This window comes from Serratia sp. BNK-33-b (assembly GCF_048684565.1).
In the GTDB taxonomy this organism is placed as follows: domain Bacteria; phylum Pseudomonadota; class Gammaproteobacteria; order Enterobacterales; family Enterobacteriaceae; genus Serratia; species Serratia marcescens.
This window is the reverse complement of record NZ_JBLQTZ010000001.1, coordinates 2,451,892-2,469,738: the sequence shown is the minus strand read 5'-3', so window position 1 is coordinate 2,469,738 and position 17,847 is coordinate 2,451,892. Positions and strand designations below refer to the sequence as shown.

The following is a 17,847-nucleotide window of genomic DNA, read 5'->3' as shown; positions in this document are numbered from 1 at the left end:
GCGGCGGCCGCGCCAACCGGCCGCTCAGGGTTGCAGCGCCTTGAGCAACGCCTGATGGAAGCGCGCCGGCTCCTCCATTTGCGGCGCATGGCCCAGCCCGGCGAACTCGATCAGCGTGGCGTGCGGGATCAGTTTCGCCGCCTGCTTGCCCAGCACCGCGTAATGCCCGATTTTGGCCTTGACTGCCGGCGGGGCGATATCGCTGCCGATGGCGGTGGTGTCGGCGGTGCCGATCATCAGCGTGGTGGGCGTCTGCAGATCCTTGAACTCGTAATACACCGGCTGAGTGAAGATCATGTCGTAGATCAGCGCCGAGTTCCACGCCACCAGGCGGTGGCCCGGCCCGTTGTTCAGCCCGGCCAGCATATCCACCCAGCGATCGTACTCCGGCTTCCAGCGGCCGCCGTAGTAGGTGTGCTGCTCATAATTGCGGATGCCCTCGGCGGTGGTGTTCAGCTCGCGCGCGAACCATTGATCGATGCTGCGCCACGGCACGCCTTTCGCCTTCCAGTCCTCGAGGCCGATCGGGTTGACCATCACCAGCCGTTCCACCGCCTGCGGATACATCAGGCTGTAGCGCGTGGCCAGCATGCCGCCGGTGGAGTGGCCGATGACGATGGCCTTGCTGATGTTCAGGTTCTGCAGCAGGCCGTGGGTATTTTGCGCCAGCTGCTGGAAGCTGTACTGGTAATGCGCCGGCTTGCTGGAGGAGCAAAAACCGATTTGGTCCGGCGCTATGACGCGGTAGCCGGCCTTGCTCAGCGCCTTGATGGTGTCCTGCCAGGTGGCGGCGCAGAAGTTTTTACCGTGCAGCAACAGCGCGGTGTGGCCGTTGGCGGCGCCTTCCGGCGGCACGTCCATATAGCCCATCTTTAACGGCTGCCCCTGCGAGGTGAAGCTGAACTGCTGCAACGGGTAGGGGTAGTGAAAGCCCTGCAGTTCCGGGCCGAACGTCGGCGTTTCGGCGGCGCCGGCGTTGAACGCGGCCAGCGCGGCGCACAGCAGCGCGCTACGGGTGAATCTCAGCATCCTGATCTCCTGAAAAACGGACGAGAGCCGAGTATAGCCACAATCAAGGCGTTGGCGCGCCAGTGGTTTCAGATAATTCTGTAATATGACGGTTTGATTCCCGGCCAGATTCCGGCAACGCTCTTTTGCACAGTGAACGCGGTCACGCCGTGCAACATTGGCGACGCCTGATGGTTTTATTTCAAGGCTAAGTTATGCGATGCTTAAGCATTATTTATGCAAAAGGATCCTCGCATGTCCGCTTTATCCCGCTGCGCTTTCAGCGAAGGCAGCGTCGCTTTGCCGGAAGGCTATGCCGATCGCACGGTCAACGTCCTGTTGGCCGGCGATGATGTTTCCCCCTCAGTCAATATTTCCCGCGATGCGCTGCAGCCGGCGGAGAACCTGGAAGGCTACGTCACCCGCCAGCTCGATGCGCTGGCGCAGGGGCTGAAAGGCTGGGCGTTCAAAAGCCGCGAGCCGGCAACGTTGGGCGATGGGCTGGCCGCCGGTGAGTGGGTGCGCGCCAGCTACCTGCGCGACGGCAAACGCATCTGGCAGAACCAGGCGGTGTTCGCGCTGGCGGAGGGGCGGGTGCTGGTATTCACTCTGGCGATGGCGCGCAAGCTGACGCCGCAAGACGACGCGCTGCTGCAGCAGGTGCTGAGCAGTTACCGGGCGGCCTAACGATGAACTCTTTGCGTAAAAGGACCTTACGATGACCGAAGCGGCTCGCGTCGGCGATATCATCGGGCATTCCCATGCCCTGGCCGGCATGATTGCCGGCACCCTTGTCGGCGGCCTGATCGCCGCCGCAGGCGCGGTGGCGGCGGGCGCGCTGTTCGTCGCCGGCCTGGCGGCTTCCTGTATCGGCGTCGGCGTGCTGCTTATCGGCGCCAGCCTGGCGGTGGGGTATCTCACCGGAGAGGCGGCCACCGCGGCGCGCGACGGCATTGCCGACGCCGGTGCCGGTAGCCTGACCCCCAAAGGCAATATCGTCACCGGCTCCCCCAACGTCTTCATCAATGGCAAACCCGCCGCGCTCGCCACCAACAGCCAGGTGGCCTGCAGCGACGACGGCCCGAGCATGCAGATGGCGCAGGGCTCCGACAAGGTCAGCATCAACGGCCAGCCCGCCTCGCGCGTGGGGGACAAAACCAACTGCGACGCGCAGGTGATGGAAGGCTCGCCCAACGTGTTTATCGGCGGCGGCACCGTCACCACCTTGCCGATCAAGCCCGAAGTGCCGGATTGGCTGTACAAGGTCTCTGACCTGACGCTGCTGTTCGCCGGCCTGGTGGGCGGCGTGGGCGGCGCCGCCGGCAAGCTGGGGGCATTGGGCAAACTGTTGGGCAAGCTGCCCGGCATCAACAAACTGGCGCGCATCGCCTGCCGCGCCGGCACCCTGATGACCGCCACCGCCGCGGTCGGCATTATCGCCCGGCCGGTGGATATCGTCAGCGGCCAGAAATTCCTCGACGGCGAAGACGATCTCGATTTCGTGCTGCCTTCGCGCCTGCCGGTCGCCTGGCAGCGCTATTGGCGCAGCGGCAACCCCGGCGACGGCGTGCTGGGCCGCGGCTGGAACCTGTTCTGGGAGAGCAGCCTGCAGCCGTATCAGGACGGCCTGGTGTGGCGTGCGCCTTCCGGCGACTTCGTCGCTTTCCCTATGGTGCCGCGCGGCCATAAAACCTACTGCGAAGCCGAAAAATGCTGGCTGATGCACAACGACGACGGCAGCTGGCAGCTGTTTGACGTCGGCGAACAGATTTTCCACTACCCGCCGCTGGCGGGCGACCAGCCGAGCCGGCTCAGCATGATCACCGACGCCATCGGCAACGCCACCTCGCTGTTCTACGACGATGAGGGGCTGCTGAGCGAACTGGTGGACAGCGCCGGGCAGCGCCTGATGTGCCGCTATGCGCAGGGCCGCCTGCGCAAAGTGGCGCTGCAAACCGCCGAAGGCGAACGGACGCTGGCGCGCTACGGTTACGATGAGCAGGGCCAGCTGACGACGGTGAGCAACCGCGCCGGTGAGGTGACGCGGCGCTTTGGCTGGCGCGACGGCCTGATGATCAGCCACCAGGACGCCGCCGGGCTGCTGAACGAATACCAATGGCAAGAGATCGACGGCGTGCCGCGCGTGACGGCCTACCGCAACAGCGCCGGGGAATCCCTTGAGTTCGGTTACGACTTCGCCGGCGGGCGCCGCAGCGCGGTGCGCGGCGACGGCAAACGGGCGGAGTGGCGGCTGGATGACGACGACAACGTGGCGCAGTACACCGATTTCGACCAGCGCCGCTACGGTTTCATCTACCAACGCGGCGAGCTGTGCAGCGTGCTGCTGCCCGGCGGCGCGCAGCGCCAGAGCGAATGGGATCCCTACGGCCGCCTGCTGTCGGAGACCGATCCGCTCGGCCGCGTGACGCGCTATCAATATTCGCGCAACAGCGGCCGGCTGTTCGCCGTCGCCTACCCGGACGGCAGCAGTGAGGCGCAGCATTGGGACACGCTGGGGCGCCCGACGCGCTATGTCGATGCGCTGGGCAATGCCACGCTGTACCGTTATCCGGATGACGAAGAGAGCCTGCCAGCCAGCGTGATCGACGCGCTGGGCGGGGAAGTGAAGCTGGAGTGGGACGCCCGCGGCCAGCTGACGCGCTACACCGACTGTTCCGGCAGCGTGACGGCTTATACCTACGATGCGCTGGGGCAACTGACGGCGCAGACCGATGCCGAAGGCCATCAGACGCGCTACTTGTGGGATAACGGCGGCCGCCTGCATACCCTGATCCACCCGGACGGCGGCGAAGAGCGCTTTAACTGGAATGCGCACGGCCAGCTGGCCGAGCATCAGGACGCGTTGGGCAGCCTGACCCGCTGGCAGTACAACGCCCTGGGGCTGCCGGTCAGCATCACCGATCGCATCAACCGCACCCGGCGCTATCACTACAGCCCGCAGGGCTGGCTGACGCGGCTGGAGAACGGCAACGGCGGCGAATACCGCTTCAGCTACGATGCGGTGGGCCGCGTGCTGACCGAAGAGCGCCCGGACGACACCCGCCACGATTATCGCTACGGCGCGGCCGGGCTGCTGGAGGAGCACCGCGAGGTCGGCCTGCCGGGCAGCGCAGGTGAGCTGACGCAGCGCGAACAGCGCTTCCGCTTCGACGAGGCGGGGCAGCTGGTCTGGCGCGGCAACGCCAGCGCGGAATGGCATTACCGCTTCGACGCCATGGGGCGGCTGCGCGAGCTGAACCGCCTGCCGACGGCGAGCGGCGCGGCGCTGGGCATCGAGCCGGACAGCGTGCAGATGCGCTATGACGCCGCCGGGCGGCTGCTCGGCGAACAGGGCGTGAACGGCGAGCTGCAATACCAGTGGGATGCGCTGGCCAACCTGCAGGCGCTGACGCTGCCGCAGGGCGATCGCCTGCAGTGGCTGTATTACGGCTCCGGCCACGCCAGCGCCATCAAATTCAACCAGCAGGTGGTGAGCGAGTTCACCCGCGATCGCCTGCACCGGGAAACCGGCCGCAGCCAGGGCGCGCTGCAGCAGCAGCGGCGTTACGACGCCATGGGCCGCCGCAGCTGGCAGAGCAGCGCCTTCGGCCACGACAAACTGACCCGGCCGGAAGACGGCGTGCTGTGGCGCGCTTATCGCTACACCGGCCGCGGCGAGCTGGCCGGGGTGAGCGACGCGCTGCGCGGCGAAGTGCACTATGGTTACGACGCCGAAGGCCGCCTGCTGCAACACCGCGAACCCAATCAGGGCAAACCGGGCGCGCGGCTGGTGTACGATCTGGCGGATAACCTGCTGGGCGAACGCAGCCCGCAGAGCGACATCGACGCGCACCTGCCGCTGGCGCCGATCGCCGATAACCGCCTGACGCACTGGCAAAAACTGTTTTACCGTTACGACGCCTGGGGCAACCTGATCAGCCGGCGCAATGGCCTGTACGAACAGCACTACCGCTACGACGCCGACAACCGACTGGCGCAGGCGCACGGTCGCGGCCCGCAGGGCGAATTCGAGGCGCAGTATCATTACGATGCGCTGGGCCGCCGCAGCCGCAAGGTGGTGCGCTACAAGGGCAAAACCGAACAGACGACCCGTTTCCTGTGGCAGGGCTATCGGTTGCTGCAGGAGCAGCGCGACGACGGCAGCCGCCGCAGCTGGAGCTACGATCCGGCCAGCCCGTGGAGCCCGCTGGCGGCGCTGGAGCAGGCGGGCGACAGCCGCTCGGCGGATATTTACTGGTATCACACCGATCTGAACAGCGCGCCGCTGGAGGTGACCGACGCGGCGGGCAACCTGTGCTGGTCTGGGCAATACGACACCTTCGGCAAGCTGCAGGGCCAGACGGTGGCCGGCGCGGCGAAGCGGCAGGGCGCGCAATACCAGCAGCCGCTGCGCTACGCCGGGCAATATCAGGACGACGAAAGCGGCCTGCACTACAACCTGTTCCGCTACTACGAACCCGAGGTGGGGCGTTTCACCACGCAGGATCCGATAGGGTTGGAAGGCGGGTTGAACCTGTATCAGTATGCGCCGAACCCGCTGATGTGGGTGGATCCGTTGGGGTTGAAATGTAGCCATTCTGCTAAAAATCCTAAGCAGGCACATGCGGTCATTAAAGATAAATGGGGGCACGCAATGTCTAAAAGAGATATGCGTGAGCTACAAAACACAGTTGATAGAATTAAATTAAACAAACCTCATTATTCAAATGATGGAACAACATTTAGCAATACGCACTCTATTGGTAACTCTAATAGCCAGCGTCTTAACACTGGTAGTGGACCATATAAAGAATGGACTGTTAAGACACCAGATGTAGGTGGGAATGGAGCGAGGCGTGTGGTAGTTGATACGAAGACAGGTAAAGCTTATTATACTCATGATCATTATGATTCGTTTATAGAGATCGATCTTGGAGGGTGGAAATAATGGAAATAGGGCGGAAAGTCAAAATAGATTTTGCCAAGATAAAAACGCTGGATGATTTTTATACTGAGTTATCTGGTTTATTTGGGTTTCCTGATTTTTTTGGTAGGAATATCAATGCATTAATTGATTGTTTTTTCAGCTTGCGCTATCCACAAGATGAAATGACGAAGATTCATGTAGCAGCTTCTGAGTATTTATTAATGGAGCTTCATCATTTCTCTTTAGCATCAGCGGAAATAAAGGAAACATTAATATTCACTATTGAAAATGTAAGCTTAAAATGCAAAGAAAAAGGCCAGGAGCCTTCGATTGTTTTATTGTTGAGGTAGCTTGATATAGTCGAAAAGGCTTCACGGCTTCTCGAGTATTACTTAGCGATTAAACGCTAGATATATCTAGATAAAGTGGATTTCATAGGGATGATGAAGCCAGAACGTTCATAGGAATCCTTTATTTGATTAATTAAATTGTGAAAAAATAATGCCCTGCTCTTTAAAAAATATATGAAATTAAATATTCCAAGTATTTATTGTAGAGCAGGCAGTCTGCTGTAACACCGCGAACCCAATCAGGGCAAACCGGGCGCGCGGCTGGTGTACGATCTGGCGGATAACCTGCTGGGCGAACGCAGCCCGCAGAGCGACATCGACGCGCACCTGCCGCTGGCGCCGATCGCCGACAACCGCCTGACGCACTGGCAAAAACTGTTTTACCGTTACGACGCCTGGGGCAACCTGATCAGCCGGCGCAACGGCCTGTACGAACAGCACTACCGCTACGACGCCGACAACCGGCTGGTGCGGGCGCACGGCCGCGGCCCGCAGGGCGAGTTCGAGGCGCAGTATCATTACGACGCGCTGGGCCGCCGCAGCCGCAAGGTGGTGCGTTACAAGGGCAAAATCGAACAGACGACCCGTTTCCTGTGGCAGGGTTACCGGTTGCTGCAGGAGCAGCGCGACGACGGCAGCCGCCGCAGCTGGAGCTACGATCCGGCCAGCCCGTGGAGCCCGCTGGCGGCGCTGGAGCAGGCGGGCGACAGCCGCTCGGCGGATATTTACTGGTATCACACCGATCTGAACAGCGCGCCGCTGGAAGTGACCGACGCGGCGGGCAACCTGTGCTGGTCCGGGCAATACGACACCTTCGGCAAGCTGCAGGGCCAGACGGTGGCCGGCGCGGCGCAGCGGCAGGGCGCGCAATACCAGCAGCCGCTGCGTTACGCCGGGCAATATCAGGACGACGAAAGCGGCCTGCACTACAACCTGTTCCGCTACTACGAACCCGAGGTGGGGCGTTTCACCACGCAGGATCCGATAGGGTTGGAAGGTGGGTTGAACCTTTATCAGTATGCGCCGAACCCGCTGATGTGGGTGGATCCGTTGGGGTTGAGTAGTAAGCCTTGCAAGACTGAAGAAACAACCCGTGTTCGCCATTACACCAATCGTAAAGGCTCAAATGCAATTGAAGAAAGTGGCGTAATAAAAGCTCAGGATAATGGTCGAGTTTATGTTGAGCCAGCAAATAAAAAACCAATGAGTCAAGTTCAGGCTGAAAATAAATATCAAATTAAACCAGGAAGAGGAAGGGATTATGTTGAGACCGATGTTCCCAACTCACAATTAGAGTGGATTACTAATCCTCGCTATCATACCCAAGAGCTTACTGTGAAGGGTGATGTGCCCTTAAAAAATCCAACGATCACAAAAAGGAAGTAAGATGTTAAAAGAAAATGAAACAATCAAACTAACAGGTGAAGAAGCTGTTAATATAATCAAGGAGGTTAATTATTTATTGATCTCACTTGGTAATATCGCACATTATTATTACAGCGAGCCAGTTATTAGTGACGATAAGCGGTTAGAGTATGAGAGCGAAACAACTAAATTTATAGACAAGAATAAAGTTACACATAGGCTTGCAGAAATTAGAAGGATATTATCCAGTAAGTTTGATAATAGTCTTGGTGATGATGATATGGATGATATAGAGAGAGCTACAGAGGATACCCCTTATTGGGAGAAGCCGGGGGACTAGCCTCAAAGAAAATTAGGCACTACAGGAATAGCGTGGTGCCTCCTGCTAAACAAACGAATTTAGAATTTAATTAAAGCGTGAAAAGGCAATGTTTGGTTCTTTAAAAATCATATAGAATCAAAAGGTTAAGATTGTATGGCAGGCCGCCTGCTGCAACACCGCGAGCCCAATCAGGGCAAACCGGGCGCGCGGCTGGTGTACGATCTGGCGGATAACCTGCTGGGCGAACGCAGCCCGCAGAACGACATCGACGCGCACCTGCCGCTGGCGCCGATCGCCGACAACCGCCTGACGCACTGGCAAAAACTGTTTTACCGTTACGACGCCTGGGGCAACCTGATCAGCCGGCGCAACGGCCTGTATGAACAGCACTACCGCTACGACGCCAATCGGCTGGTGCAGGCGAACGGCCGCGGCCCGCAGGGCGAGTTCGAGGCGCAGTACCATTACGATGCGCTGGGCCGCCGCAGCCGCAAAACGGTGCGCTACAAAGGCAAAACCGAACAGACGACCCGTTTCCTGTGGCAGGGCTACCGGTTGCTGCAGGAGCAGCGCGACGACGGCAGCCGCCGCAGCTGGAGCTACGATCCGGCCAGCCCGTGGAGCCCGCTGGCGGCGCTGGAGCAGGCGGGCGACAGCCGCTCGGCAGATATTTACTGGTATCACACCGATCTGAACAGCGCGCCGCTGGAAGTGACCGACGCAGCGGGCAACCTGTGCTGGTCCGGGCAATACGACACCTTCGGCAAGCTGCAGGGCCAGACGGTGGCCGGCGCGGCGCAGCGGCAGGGCGCGCAATATCAGCAGCCGCTGCGCTACGCCGGGCAATATCAGGACGACGAAAGCGGCCTGCACTACAACCTGTTCCGCTACTACGAACCCGAGGTGGGGCGTTTTACCACGCAGGATCCGATAGGGCTGCGCGGCGGGTTGAACCTTTATCAGTATGCGCCGAACCCGCTGATGTGGGTGGATCCGCTGGGGTTGATGAGTTGCTCGACTGATGCAGCTAAGCTTGCCCGAAATCTGGGGCCACAACCTATGGGGGGAGGGAAATATGATGCGCACCATATTATAATGTCCAACTCTTCTGATGCCCGAATGGTTGCATTAAGAAAACGAATGGATGATCTCGATATTGATATTAATAATTCAAAGAATGGAGTTTGGCTTCCTAATACTAGGGCTGACCGTATAGAAGGTACTTTAACGACTGCCCACAAAGGTAATGGGATACATGGCAATGCATATAAACAATATGTTTATGATAAACTTATTAACAGTCAGACGGATAAAGAGTTCTTATCTTCTCTTAAGCAAATAAAAAGTGAGCTTGAGGGGGGTAAGGTATTTCCTCTTGCAAATGGTAGAATCCCTACTTTATAATGGTGATAAAATGAAAGAAGTAGCTGATGGTATAAGGGCTGATTTAGATGAAGTGCAGTCTCTTTTTTCGAATGAAGAGCTATTAGCTGAAAAAATATCTTCTATTAGCCATGCGGAATCAAAGGTTGTATCGTGGTCTAAAACTAATGCCTTTAGTATTATTCCATTTTACAATGAGTTAACCGGCTTTAAAACCGGAGAAATATTGAGTAAAGAGCCTAAGAACAAAAGTAATGCATATTGCTATTTTTCAAATGATGGCCTTGTAAATAAAATCGACAGCTATAACTCAAAAGGAGTTGTGGCGGATACATCTTACGTCATTAGAGATGGTGATGAGGTTCTTGAAATAAGACAGGATGTAAAGGGCAACTATTTAGCTATAAGTAGAGTTTTTTTAAACTCTCAAGGGCAGCCATCTAAAGCTTTTTTTGCAAATGATGATGGCAATTTATCTGGTTATCATTACTTTTATAAAGATGGCAGAATCGATAGTATATTGACAGTAAGTAATTACTCTCCTTTACCATATGTTATTTTATCATGTGTTTATGATGATGGTAAAATTAGTGAAATTTATTTTAATAACAATAAGGGAAAGGTTGTTATATATCCTCGCTAGGATATTAAGTTGATTCTTAATTGACAGGGCGACTTTAGTTATTTACATGCTTCCTGTGGCAGGGCTACCGGTTGCTGCAGGAGCAGCGCGACGACGGCAGCCGCCGCAGCTGGAGCTACGATCCGGCCAGCCCATGGAGCCCGCTGGCGGCGCTGGAGCAGGCGGGCGACAGCCGCTCGGCGGATATTTACTGGTATCACACCGATCTGAACAGCGCGCCGCTGGAAGTGACCGACGCGGCGGGCAACCTGTGCTGGTCCGGGCAATACGACACCTTCGGCAAGCTGCAGGGCCAGACGGTGGCCGGCGCGGCGAAGCGGCAGGGCGCGCAATACCAGCAGCCGCTGCGCTACGCCGGGCAATACCAGGACGACGAAAGCGGCCTGCACTACAACCTGTTCCGCTACTACGAACCCGAGGTGGGGCGTTTCACCACGCAGGATCCGATAGGGCTGCGCGGTGGGTTGAACCTGTATCAGTATGCGCCGAACCCGCTGATGTGGGTGGACCCGTATGGGTTGACTGAGGTTACTGTTGGTCGCTGGATGGGACCGGCAGAATATGAAAAAAAGGTTTCCACAGGTAAGGTTGTGCAAAGCACAACGGGAACTTCAACATGCTCAAAAAAATAAGTGATTGGATCTTATCCAATAGCCATTATGAAGTTAAGTACAATGCTAATGATTTTACAGATAGTCTGGTTGTTGATATAGATGACGATACGAAGATTGCGCGTTTTACGGTGTGGGATGATGCATCTTGTATGTTGGAGATCATTGATGTTGAAACCGGGAACTATATAATTAATGAACGAAGAGAATTATCAGACGAGGAAACTGTAATAGAAGGATTTAAAGAGTTTGTATCGTTGCTTAGAACTTAGTTATAAAGATTATTGATCTGATTTTGATTTACTAATTTTAAATGCTCGGCTTTATGCACTGATGGACTTTTAAATAACGATGCGGCGAGCCCGCTGGCGGCGTTGGAGCAGGCGGGTGACAGCCGCTTGGCGGATATTTACTGGTATCAAACCGATCTGAATAGCGCGCCGCTGGAGGTAACCAACGCGGCGAAGCGGCAGGGCGCGCAATACCAGAAGCCGCTGTGCTACGCCGGGCAATATCAGGACGACGAAAGCGGTCTGCACTACAGTTCCGCTACTACGGACCCGCGGATGTGGGTGGATCCGCTGGGATTGAGTAGCAGAAGAGACCAACTCCCAGGGGATAAAATGCTTCTGAAAAGTGCGGCATTGAAATTAACCGATATGACGACTAGCTTGTCTGGAATATACAGCGCAATGTCTTTCTTAGTTATCATTTAAGTAGAGAGTGAGCTAAAGATGAAGGTGCAAGCAATAAAGACTAAGTATGGGATCATTCAAGGGCGAGATGCCTTGATTATCTCTGAACATGAAGTGAGTCTTTCTCCTTTCACATTTAAAATTAAAGCGTTGCTTTCGTTATCGGCATGCGAGCCAGAGGTTTTGAATGAGGCTGATGTGAAAATAGAGTTCTTTTTTAGTGATATAGAAAGGATGTCTATCTATAAAGTCGATGACTATCCTTATGAGAAGTATTCAGAGTCAAGCTTTGACTTGCTGGAGGAATACAGTTCAGGAAAAGCAAGGGTTGCGTTAAGTACCTATGATCATGTTTTCGATGTTACAGGTAGTTTTAAAATATTGTATGAATAATAGCGGCATTTTGTGCCGCAGAAAAAGTTCGAAACGGTAGGAGGCATACTAAATACCCAATGTGCCGTTAATCAGGGTGCAGCACTGCCCGCCGATCCAGGGCTCACCGTCAATAAAGCGCACGCTCACGCGGCCATCTCGCTTCAGTTGGGTGCCCTGGCGCACCTGGTAACCCTGTGCGGTCTGGCCGCCGTCGGGGAAGCGGCTGGTTTGCAGCAAGCGCGCCAGGCAGGCGTTGGCGCTGCCGGTTACCGGATCTTCAATCAAAACACCGCATTCCACCATAAACGCGCGCATTTCGTAATCGACCGGTTCGGTTGCAGAGCTGACGCCATAGATCACCACGCCATCCACATCACACGCCGTTTGCAGCTGTTTAATCGTGGCCTGATCCGGCGTTACCGCCAGGCAGGACTGCGCGTCCGGCAGGCGCACCATCAGCCAGCGAATGCCCATCTCGGCAATCACCGGCAGGGGGATTGCTGCAATCACCGCGGGCCGTAAAGCGGCCGTCAACCGTTCGGTTTCTTCGGCCGCCATTGGGCGGAACTCTACTTCGGGCGCGGCGAACGCCAATGTGCCTTCCGGCAGGATATTGACCGCCACCAGGCCGACGCCGCATTCCTGCATCACCGTTCCAGGGCGTTTAGGCGTCAATCCGGCTTTCAGCAAGGCGTGGGCGGTGCCCAGCGTCGGGTGGCCGGCGAAGGGCAGCTCTTTTTCGGTGGTGAAAATGCGCACCTTATAATCCGCCGCCGGGTGCGTCGGTTTAAGCACAAAGGTGGTTTCCGACAGGTTGGTCCAACGGGCCAATGCCAGCATCTGCGCGTCGTTCAGCCCTTCGGCTTCCAGCACCACCGCCACGGGATTGCCCTGCAGTGGCGTGGCGGTGAAAACGTCCACCTGTTGGTAGGCACGGGGTGTCACATCATCACTTCTGAGCATTGGCCATCATCCGTTATCAACAAAACCTGATAATAACGATATTCGCCAATGGCTTCAAAGGGTTGAGTTTTGTTTTGAGATACCCGCCCGTCGCCACTTCAGCCCCGGCTTGGCGAACATCACCAGGTTGCCCAGCAAAATCAGGCACAGGCCCAGCACGGCGTTGAAGTGCCACTGGTAGCCTTCGTAAATCGTTGAGATGGTCAGCGCCACCAGTGGGAACAGCAGGGTGCTGTAGGCCGCCGCGCCGGCGCCGATGCGGCCGAGCAGGCTGAAGTAGGCGGCGAAGGCGATCACCGATCCGAAGATCGCCAAATACAACAGGGATCCGATATAGCGGCTGCTGTATTCCATCTGGAACGATGCGCCCTGCGCCAGGGCGATCAGCGCCATCAGCATCGCGCCGTAGGTCATGGCATAGGTATTGGTGGAAAAAATATCCAGCCCGCGGCGCTGATGGCGCGCGCTGATCATATTGCCCAGCGAGAAGCCGTAGGTGCCGAGCGCGCTCAGGCCGATGCCTTTAAGCAGCTCCGGCGCCATGCGGGTGGCGGCCAGATCTTGCCAGAACAGCGCCACGATGCCGGTCAACCCCAGCAGCGCCGCCGGCAGCAGATTGGGGCTGGGGCGCTGGCGGAAGAACAGCAGGCTGTTGAGGGCGTTGAACAGCACCGCCATCGAGAAGATCACCGATTCCAGCCCGCTGCTGATATAAGCCGCTGCGTGGTAAAAACAGAAGAAGTTGAAGCCGAACACGCAGCAGCCCTGCAGCACGCAGAACAGATGATCGCGCGGGGCGATGCGGCGCAGGCGGCGTGTTAACAACAGCACGGCGAACATCACCGCAGCGGAAATGGCGAAGCGGTAAGCGATCGAGACGGGAATGGCCACCGGGCCTTCCTGTTGCAGGGTGATCGCAATCCAGGTGGTGCCCCAAATCAGCACCACTGCGAGGTACAACAGCGCATTCATTCTATTTACTCCGAAAAAACCGATGGCGCAGTATCCGCTTTGGCGTGCGGCCGCGCTTGCAGCGCCTTGCGCCCAGTTGCATATTCTTGCGCTTTTTTTTGGTAAAAGCGCGAGGCGGCGGCTGGCATGCCGAGGCGCCACTCTTTACACTGTCAGAATGTCGAACAACGGGGCCGGCGATGTCCAACTATCAGGCGTTTGAAACACTGCGTGAGCACAAGGCGCGGCTGCACGGCAGCGTGCTGCTGGGCACCGGCGTGGAGCTGGCGGCCTGGTCCAACTGCAACGATCGCGTCACGCAGGAAAGCGCCGACCACCATACCCTGAGCCTGTACGTCGCCGACGGCTATGAGTGCTACCAGCAGGTGCCGGGCGGCTGGCGCAACGGCGGCGGGCCGGATCGCTTCTGCATCATGCCGCGCCAGTACGCTTCCACCTGGGATGTGCGCAGCGATCTGTCGTTTGTGCATCTGTACTGCACCGATGACCATCTGCGGCAGTTGGCGGAGCAAACCTGGGATCGCAGCCCGGCGGCGATCAACGTGGAGCAACGCAGCTTCGGCGAAGATCCGCAGATCACGCTGCTGTATCGTCAGTTTTTGCTCAACTGCGACTGGCGGGACAGCGCCAACCTGCTGGCGCTCAGCAGCGCCTCGAACCTGCTGATGTCGCACCTGATCCAGCGCTACAGCCAGCTGCAGTGGAAGCTGCCGGCGGCGCGCGGCGGCCTGGCTCCCGCGGTAGCCAGGCGGGTGCGGGAATATATCGCAAGCCACCTCGATCGGCCTTTGTTGTTGGCCGATCTGGCGGCGCAGGCCGGGTTGAGCGAATACCATTTTGCCCGCATGTTCAAACATTCGACCGGCCTGGCGCCGCACCAGTTTGTGATGCGCGCGCGGCTGCAGCGGGCGGAACAGCTGTTGCGCCACAGCCAACAGCCGATCACTGAGATCGCGCTGGCGTGCGGCTTCAGCTCCGCCAGCCATTTCAGCAACCGCTTCAAGGCGGCCTATGGATTTGCTCCGCTGCAGGTGCGGCAGGGGCGCTAACCGGAAGGGAGTGCAAGCATGGATCAACCATTTGCCGGGCTGGGCGTGTTGTTTGTCGCCGGATTCGGGCCGATCACGCGTGAGAGCGACGAGAGCAAGGCGTTTTATGTCGAGGCGCTGGGGTTGCCGCTCAAGCCGATGCCGGGCAACGAAACCTATCTGCTGGCCGAGCAGGGCGCGCTGGACGGGGTGAAGCACTTCGCCCTGTGGCCGCTGGCGCAGGCGGCGCAGTCCTGCTTTGGCGACGATCGCTGGCCGGCGGATCTCGCGGTGCCGCAGGCATGGATCGAGTTCGACGTGGCCGACATGGCGGCCGCCACCCAGGGACTGATCGATCGCGGTTATCGGCTGCTGGTCGCCAATCGTGAAGAGCCGTGGGGGCAAAGCGTTACCCGTTTGCTCAGCCCGGAAGGGTTGCTGGTTGGCGTCACCTATACGCCCTGGCTGCGTTAAACGCCACGCCGTTCGCCGCCGTTTCCCTGCGGCGGGCGGCTTAAGAATAAATACGCATTAGCTTAAAGCGATCTGCGCTATAGACCCATCAAATCCCCGAGTGGTTTCTCTTTCTGAAAGCAGTAATTCCGTTCATTGCGTAAAAACCAATGGCCAGAACGCGCTATTGCTATGCCATTTTACGGCGATTTTTCGCCCGCTTTTTTCGCCGCCAGGTGCCTGATAGGAATAGAGATTATTCTTATATTTCCGCCAACCGTTAAGAAATAATAATGATTCTCGTTTTCAACCACGGAAAGGAGAAGGAACGATGAAAACAGTGAAACGAACGGGCATCGCGCTGGCGATAGCCCTGACTTTCCCCCTGGCATTGCCTGCCGCTTTGGCGGCGCAAACCACCCTGACAAACAGTAAGGCGGCGACGATGACGGAAAAACACGGGCAGTTTATTGCGGTCGGTAAAGTGGTGCAGGTGACCTTCGGCGATTTCGCCTTCAAGCTGGATTTTACCGATGACAAGACCATGACCTTCACCGGTATCGGCGAAGCGTCGCAGGGCATCACCGATACCGTGCAGTACACCGCGGTGGAGATTCGGCCGAAGGTCTACATGGTCTATTGGCATGAACCGCAGTCCGGCGACAACGTGACGCATGTCGAGGACTTTGAGCGCGGCGAGGTGTACACCAACATCGCCGCCAGGGACGGCAGCTTCACCCATCTGAAAGGGCAGCTGAAAATCGTAGGTCACTCAGGAAACTAAGGAGCAGTTATGAAAAAGGCATTGATCACCTGTGCGATCGTCGGCGGTTTGCTGGCGAGTTACCCGGCGCTGTCAACGGATCAGACGGCGTCGCAAAAGTCGGCCGGCAAAGGCGGCTATCATCATGCCCAGCAAAAGCTGAAGGTGGTGGAGGATCTGTACGCGGGCTTCTTCAACCGCCACGACATCGGCGTGGCGCAGAGGCTGATTGTGGAAAACTACAAGCAGCATAACCCGTTCGTCGGCGACGGCATCAAGCCGTTCCTCGATTTCTTCAGCCAGACCTTCAAAGACAATCCGCAATACAGCGCCAAAATATACCGCAGCGCGGTCAACGGCGATCTGGTCTACGTTCACGTCAAATACCAAAATAACCCGCAGGATCGCGGCACCGCCAGCGTGGATATTTATCGGGTGAACGATCAGGGGAAAATCACCGAGCATTGGGACGTCAATCAGGATGTGCCGGAGAAATCGGCTAACGACAATACCATGTTCTGAGCCACAAGGGCCGCTGCGGCGGCCCTCAACGCGCCCGCAACACTTTATTTACTTACATAAATATTAAATGACCGCCGCGTCGAGTAGGCTACGGCCGCCTTTGGCAGTGGTGGTACGGTTGATGGGCGTCATTGTCCCGCCACTGCTTGAGGCGTTTCCCCACATTTCCCGTTATCCCGCGCGTTGATTTTCCACTTTTTTGAACTGATGGCGCAGCTGCAGCGCATTGCAAAGCACCAACACCGCCGTCACGGCGAACACCCAGCGGAACCCCATCATCGCCGAAATGCCCGATCCCAGCAGCGGGCCAACCACGTTGCCCAGGTACATAAAGGATTGGTTATAGCCGAAGATGCGCCCGGTCACCTGATCGGAGGAATACTTCAGCAGCAGCGCCTGCACCGCCGGCATCAGCGCGCCGTCGGCGAACCCCAGCAGGAAGCGCAGAATGCCCAGTTGTAATGGCGTATTCACCCAGGCCATCACGGCGAACAGGGCGGTGGTGAACAGCAGCGCGGCGATCAGGATGCGCGCGGTGCCGATGCGATCGCCGAGCCGCCCGAGGCGCGGCGCGGAGATCAGCGCCGCAATGCCGGGCACGGCGGCGATCATCCCGCTGACAAAGGCAATATTGCTGACATCGCCCGACAGCTCGCGGATGAACAGCGTCAGGATCGGGCTGATGGACGAGTTGGCCAACTGGATCATTAAGGTACAAACGAACAGGGTGACGATCAGCGTCGGATAAGGCAGTGAACGGAACACCGCCTTGCCGCTCAGCTGATCCGCTTTTTTCACCGTAATGCGCCGTTCTTTAATCAGGAACAGCGTCACCAGGAAGCTGACGAACATCAGCCCGGCGGTGACGAAAAACACCACCCGCAGCCCCAGATGGTCGGCCATCAACCCGCCCAGCAGCGGCCCGGCGATCACGCCGGAGATCTGCCCGGTAGAGAGCGTGCCCAGCGCCCAGCCGCTTTTATCGCGTGGCGCCTGCGAGGCGACCAGCGCCATGGCGTTGGGAATATAGCCGGACGTCAGCCCCATCAGGGCGCGCAGCGCGAACAGCTGCCAGACGTTGGTGGCCAGCCCCTGCAGGGCGATGACGATCGCCATACCCAGCGAAGCGCGCAGCAGCATCAGCTTGCGGCCTTTGCGGTCGGCGAGGCTGCCCCACAGCGGCGACACCACCGCCGAGACCAAAAAGGTGCCGCTGAACACCAGCCCGGACCACAGGCTGAGGGACTGATGATCGCTGACGCCGAGCTGTTCGACGTACAGCGGCAGAAAAGGGAGGATTTGGCTCATCGCCAGCCCGGTGAAGAAACACCCGAGCCAGACCGAGATCAGATTGACTTTCCACGCTTCCATCGACTTGTCGTACCACTTTGAATTTGGAGGGATTTGTTAAGCAAGATAATAATAACACCGCGAACTGGCCGGCGCGGGGGAAATGCGTGAGCAAAC

General features: G+C 57.8%; 16 protein-coding genes and 4 pseudogenes. 16 read left to right on the top strand and 4 right to left on the bottom strand.

From position 1 onward, the window contains the following. Positions 1–24: 24 nt before the first annotated feature. A complete protein-coding gene (locus tag ACMGGK_RS11750; RefSeq protein ID WP_049299004.1) occupies positions 25–1,029 on the bottom strand; it encodes an alpha/beta fold hydrolase in 1,005 nt (334 codons plus the stop codon). Positions 1,030–1,263: 234 nt separating this feature from the next. On the opposite strand from ACMGGK_RS11750, the gene ACMGGK_RS11745 reads away from it, so the two are divergent. From ACMGGK_RS11745 to ACMGGK_RS11690, 12 genes and pseudogenes are all read left to right on the top strand, one after another. Then, entirely contained in the window at positions 1,264–1,695 is a 432-nt protein-coding gene (locus tag ACMGGK_RS11745; protein ID WP_049207056.1) for a DcrB-related protein, read from the top strand. A gap of 31 nt (positions 1,696–1,726) precedes the next feature. Next, the gene (locus ACMGGK_RS11740; RefSeq protein ID WP_420276915.1) at positions 1,727–5,956 is read left to right on the top strand and encodes an RHS repeat-associated core domain-containing protein; all 4,230 of its coding nucleotides are present in this window, start codon (positions 1,727–1,729) and stop codon (positions 5,954–5,956) included. Further along, a complete protein-coding gene (locus ACMGGK_RS11735; RefSeq protein WP_049242637.1) occupies positions 5,956–6,285 on the top strand; it encodes a barstar family protein in 330 nt (109 codons plus the stop codon). Before ACMGGK_RS11740 ends, ACMGGK_RS11735 begins: the two co-directional genes overlap by 1 nt. 225 nt (positions 6,286–6,510) lie before the next feature. Then, positions 6,511–7,671 (top strand): annotated as a pseudogene (locus ACMGGK_RS11730) (RHS repeat-associated core domain-containing protein); the annotation flags it as partial. 1 nt (position 7,672) lies between these two features. After that, on the top strand, positions 7,673–7,990 hold the full coding sequence (locus ACMGGK_RS11725; protein WP_060435512.1) for a hypothetical protein: 318 nt from the start codon (positions 7,673–7,675) through the stop codon (positions 7,988–7,990). A gap of 141 nt (positions 7,991–8,131) precedes the next feature. Next, a pseudogene (locus tag ACMGGK_RS11720) lies at positions 8,132–9,376 on the top strand (RHS repeat-associated core domain-containing protein); the annotation flags it as partial. Positions 9,377–9,386: 10 nt separating this feature from the next. After that, positions 9,387–9,998: a hypothetical protein gene (locus tag ACMGGK_RS11715; protein WP_420276914.1), complete on the top strand. Its 612-nt coding sequence runs from the start codon at positions 9,387–9,389 to the stop codon at positions 9,996–9,998. Positions 9,999–10,042: 44 nt separating this feature from the next. Beyond that, positions 10,043–10,520: pseudogene (locus tag ACMGGK_RS11710) on the top strand (RHS repeat-associated core domain-containing protein); the annotation flags it as partial. Continuing rightward, complete coding sequence (locus ACMGGK_RS11705) at positions 10,496–10,630, top strand: hypothetical protein (protein WP_420277447.1); 135 nt, start codon at positions 10,496–10,498, stop codon at positions 10,628–10,630. The pseudogene ACMGGK_RS11710 and the gene ACMGGK_RS11705, both read left to right, overlap by 25 nt. Next, positions 10,615–10,881, top strand: a complete 267-nt coding sequence (locus ACMGGK_RS11700; RefSeq protein ID WP_089184587.1) for a hypothetical protein — start codon at positions 10,615–10,617, stop codon at positions 10,879–10,881. Before ACMGGK_RS11705 ends, ACMGGK_RS11700 begins: the two co-directional genes overlap by 16 nt. 87 nt (positions 10,882–10,968) lie before the next feature. Next, positions 10,969–11,202 (top strand): annotated as a pseudogene (locus ACMGGK_RS11695) (hypothetical protein); the annotation flags it as partial. A 141-nt stretch (positions 11,203–11,343) separates the two neighbouring features. Beyond that, positions 11,344–11,697 carry a hypothetical protein gene (locus ACMGGK_RS11690; protein ID WP_151254807.1) on the top strand — a complete coding sequence of 118 codons (354 nt, stop codon included), beginning with the start codon at positions 11,344–11,346 and terminating at the stop codon, positions 11,695–11,697. 48 nt (positions 11,698–11,745) lie between these two features. Here the strand turns inward: ACMGGK_RS11690 and ACMGGK_RS11685 are convergent, their stop codons facing one another. Together ACMGGK_RS11685 and ACMGGK_RS11680 are read right to left on the bottom strand one after the other, a co-directional pair. Beyond that, entirely contained in the window at positions 11,746–12,642 is an 897-nt protein-coding gene (locus ACMGGK_RS11685) for a PhzF family phenazine biosynthesis protein (RefSeq protein ID WP_420276913.1), read from the bottom strand. A 54-nt stretch (positions 12,643–12,696) separates the two neighbouring features. After that, positions 12,697–13,614, bottom strand: coding sequence for a DMT family transporter (locus ACMGGK_RS11680; RefSeq protein ID WP_033633096.1), 918 nt, complete (start codon positions 13,612–13,614; stop codon positions 12,697–12,699). Between the two features lie 179 nt (positions 13,615–13,793). Between ACMGGK_RS11680 and ACMGGK_RS11675 the strand changes: the two genes are divergently transcribed. The 4 genes from ACMGGK_RS11675 to ACMGGK_RS11660 all read left to right on the top strand — a co-directional run bounded on the left by ACMGGK_RS11675 (position 13,794) and on the right by ACMGGK_RS11660 (position 16,380). Continuing rightward, a complete protein-coding gene (locus ACMGGK_RS11675; protein ID WP_033633095.1) occupies positions 13,794–14,663 on the top strand; it encodes a helix-turn-helix domain-containing protein in 870 nt (289 codons plus the stop codon). 18 nt (positions 14,664–14,681) lie between these two features. After that, positions 14,682–15,116 carry a glyoxalase/bleomycin resistance/dioxygenase family protein gene (locus ACMGGK_RS11670; RefSeq protein ID WP_004940727.1) on the top strand — a complete coding sequence of 145 codons (435 nt, stop codon included), beginning with the start codon at positions 14,682–14,684 and terminating at the stop codon, positions 15,114–15,116. 310 nt (positions 15,117–15,426) lie between these two features. Next, the gene (locus ACMGGK_RS11665) at positions 15,427–15,879 is read left to right on the top strand and encodes a MoaF-related domain-containing protein (protein ID WP_015377823.1); all 453 of its coding nucleotides are present in this window, start codon (positions 15,427–15,429) and stop codon (positions 15,877–15,879) included. Between the two features lie 9 nt (positions 15,880–15,888). Further along, the gene (locus tag ACMGGK_RS11660; protein ID WP_033640394.1) at positions 15,889–16,380 is read left to right on the top strand and encodes an ester cyclase; all 492 of its coding nucleotides are present in this window, start codon (positions 15,889–15,891) and stop codon (positions 16,378–16,380) included. A 171-nt stretch (positions 16,381–16,551) separates the two neighbouring features. On the opposite strand, the gene ACMGGK_RS11655 is transcribed toward ACMGGK_RS11660, so the two are convergent. Further along, positions 16,552–17,751, bottom strand: coding sequence for a multidrug efflux MFS transporter (locus ACMGGK_RS11655; protein WP_016927788.1), 1,200 nt, complete (start codon positions 17,749–17,751; stop codon positions 16,552–16,554). Positions 17,752–17,847: the final 96 nt, after the last annotated feature.

What these genes read in the sequence shown, in the direction of transcription:
- ACMGGK_RS11745 (WP_049207056.1), top strand. Translation starts at nt 1,264, where the DNA reads ATGTCCGCTTTATCCCGCTGCGCTTTCAGCGAAGGCAGCGTCGCTTTG.
- ACMGGK_RS11705 (WP_420277447.1), top strand. Translation starts at nt 10,496, where the DNA reads ATGTGGGTGGACCCGTATGGGTTGACTGAGGTTACTGTTGGTCGCTGG.
- ACMGGK_RS11665 (WP_015377823.1), top strand. Translation starts at nt 15,427, where the DNA reads ATGAAAACAGTGAAACGAACGGGCATCGCGCTGGCGATAGCCCTGACT.
- ACMGGK_RS11685 (WP_420276913.1), bottom strand. Translation starts at nt 12,642, where the DNA reads ATGCTCAGAAGTGATGATGTGACACCCCGTGCCTACCAACAGGTGGAC.
- ACMGGK_RS11700 (WP_089184587.1), top strand. Translation starts at nt 10,615, where the DNA reads ATGCTCAAAAAAATAAGTGATTGGATCTTATCCAATAGCCATTATGAA.
- ACMGGK_RS11690 (WP_151254807.1), top strand. Translation starts at nt 11,344, where the DNA reads ATGAAGGTGCAAGCAATAAAGACTAAGTATGGGATCATTCAAGGGCGA.
- ACMGGK_RS11680 (WP_033633096.1), bottom strand. Translation starts at nt 13,614, where the DNA reads ATGAATGCGCTGTTGTACCTCGCAGTGGTGCTGATTTGGGGCACCACC.
- ACMGGK_RS11740 (WP_420276915.1), top strand. Translation starts at nt 1,727, where the DNA reads ATGACCGAAGCGGCTCGCGTCGGCGATATCATCGGGCATTCCCATGCC.
- ACMGGK_RS11655 (WP_016927788.1), bottom strand. Translation starts at nt 17,751, where the DNA reads ATGGAAGCGTGGAAAGTCAATCTGATCTCGGTCTGGCTCGGGTGTTTC.
- ACMGGK_RS11675 (WP_033633095.1), top strand. Translation starts at nt 13,794, where the DNA reads ATGTCCAACTATCAGGCGTTTGAAACACTGCGTGAGCACAAGGCGCGG.
- ACMGGK_RS11735 (WP_049242637.1), top strand. Translation starts at nt 5,956, where the DNA reads ATGGAAATAGGGCGGAAAGTCAAAATAGATTTTGCCAAGATAAAAACG.
- ACMGGK_RS11660 (WP_033640394.1), top strand. Translation starts at nt 15,889, where the DNA reads ATGAAAAAGGCATTGATCACCTGTGCGATCGTCGGCGGTTTGCTGGCG.
- ACMGGK_RS11670 (WP_004940727.1), top strand. Translation starts at nt 14,682, where the DNA reads ATGGATCAACCATTTGCCGGGCTGGGCGTGTTGTTTGTCGCCGGATTC.
- ACMGGK_RS11715 (WP_420276914.1), top strand. Translation starts at nt 9,387, where the DNA reads ATGAAAGAAGTAGCTGATGGTATAAGGGCTGATTTAGATGAAGTGCAG.
- ACMGGK_RS11750 (WP_049299004.1), bottom strand. Translation starts at nt 1,029, where the DNA reads ATGCTGAGATTCACCCGTAGCGCGCTGCTGTGCGCCGCGCTGGCCGCG.
- ACMGGK_RS11725 (WP_060435512.1), top strand. Translation starts at nt 7,673, where the DNA reads ATGTTAAAAGAAAATGAAACAATCAAACTAACAGGTGAAGAAGCTGTT.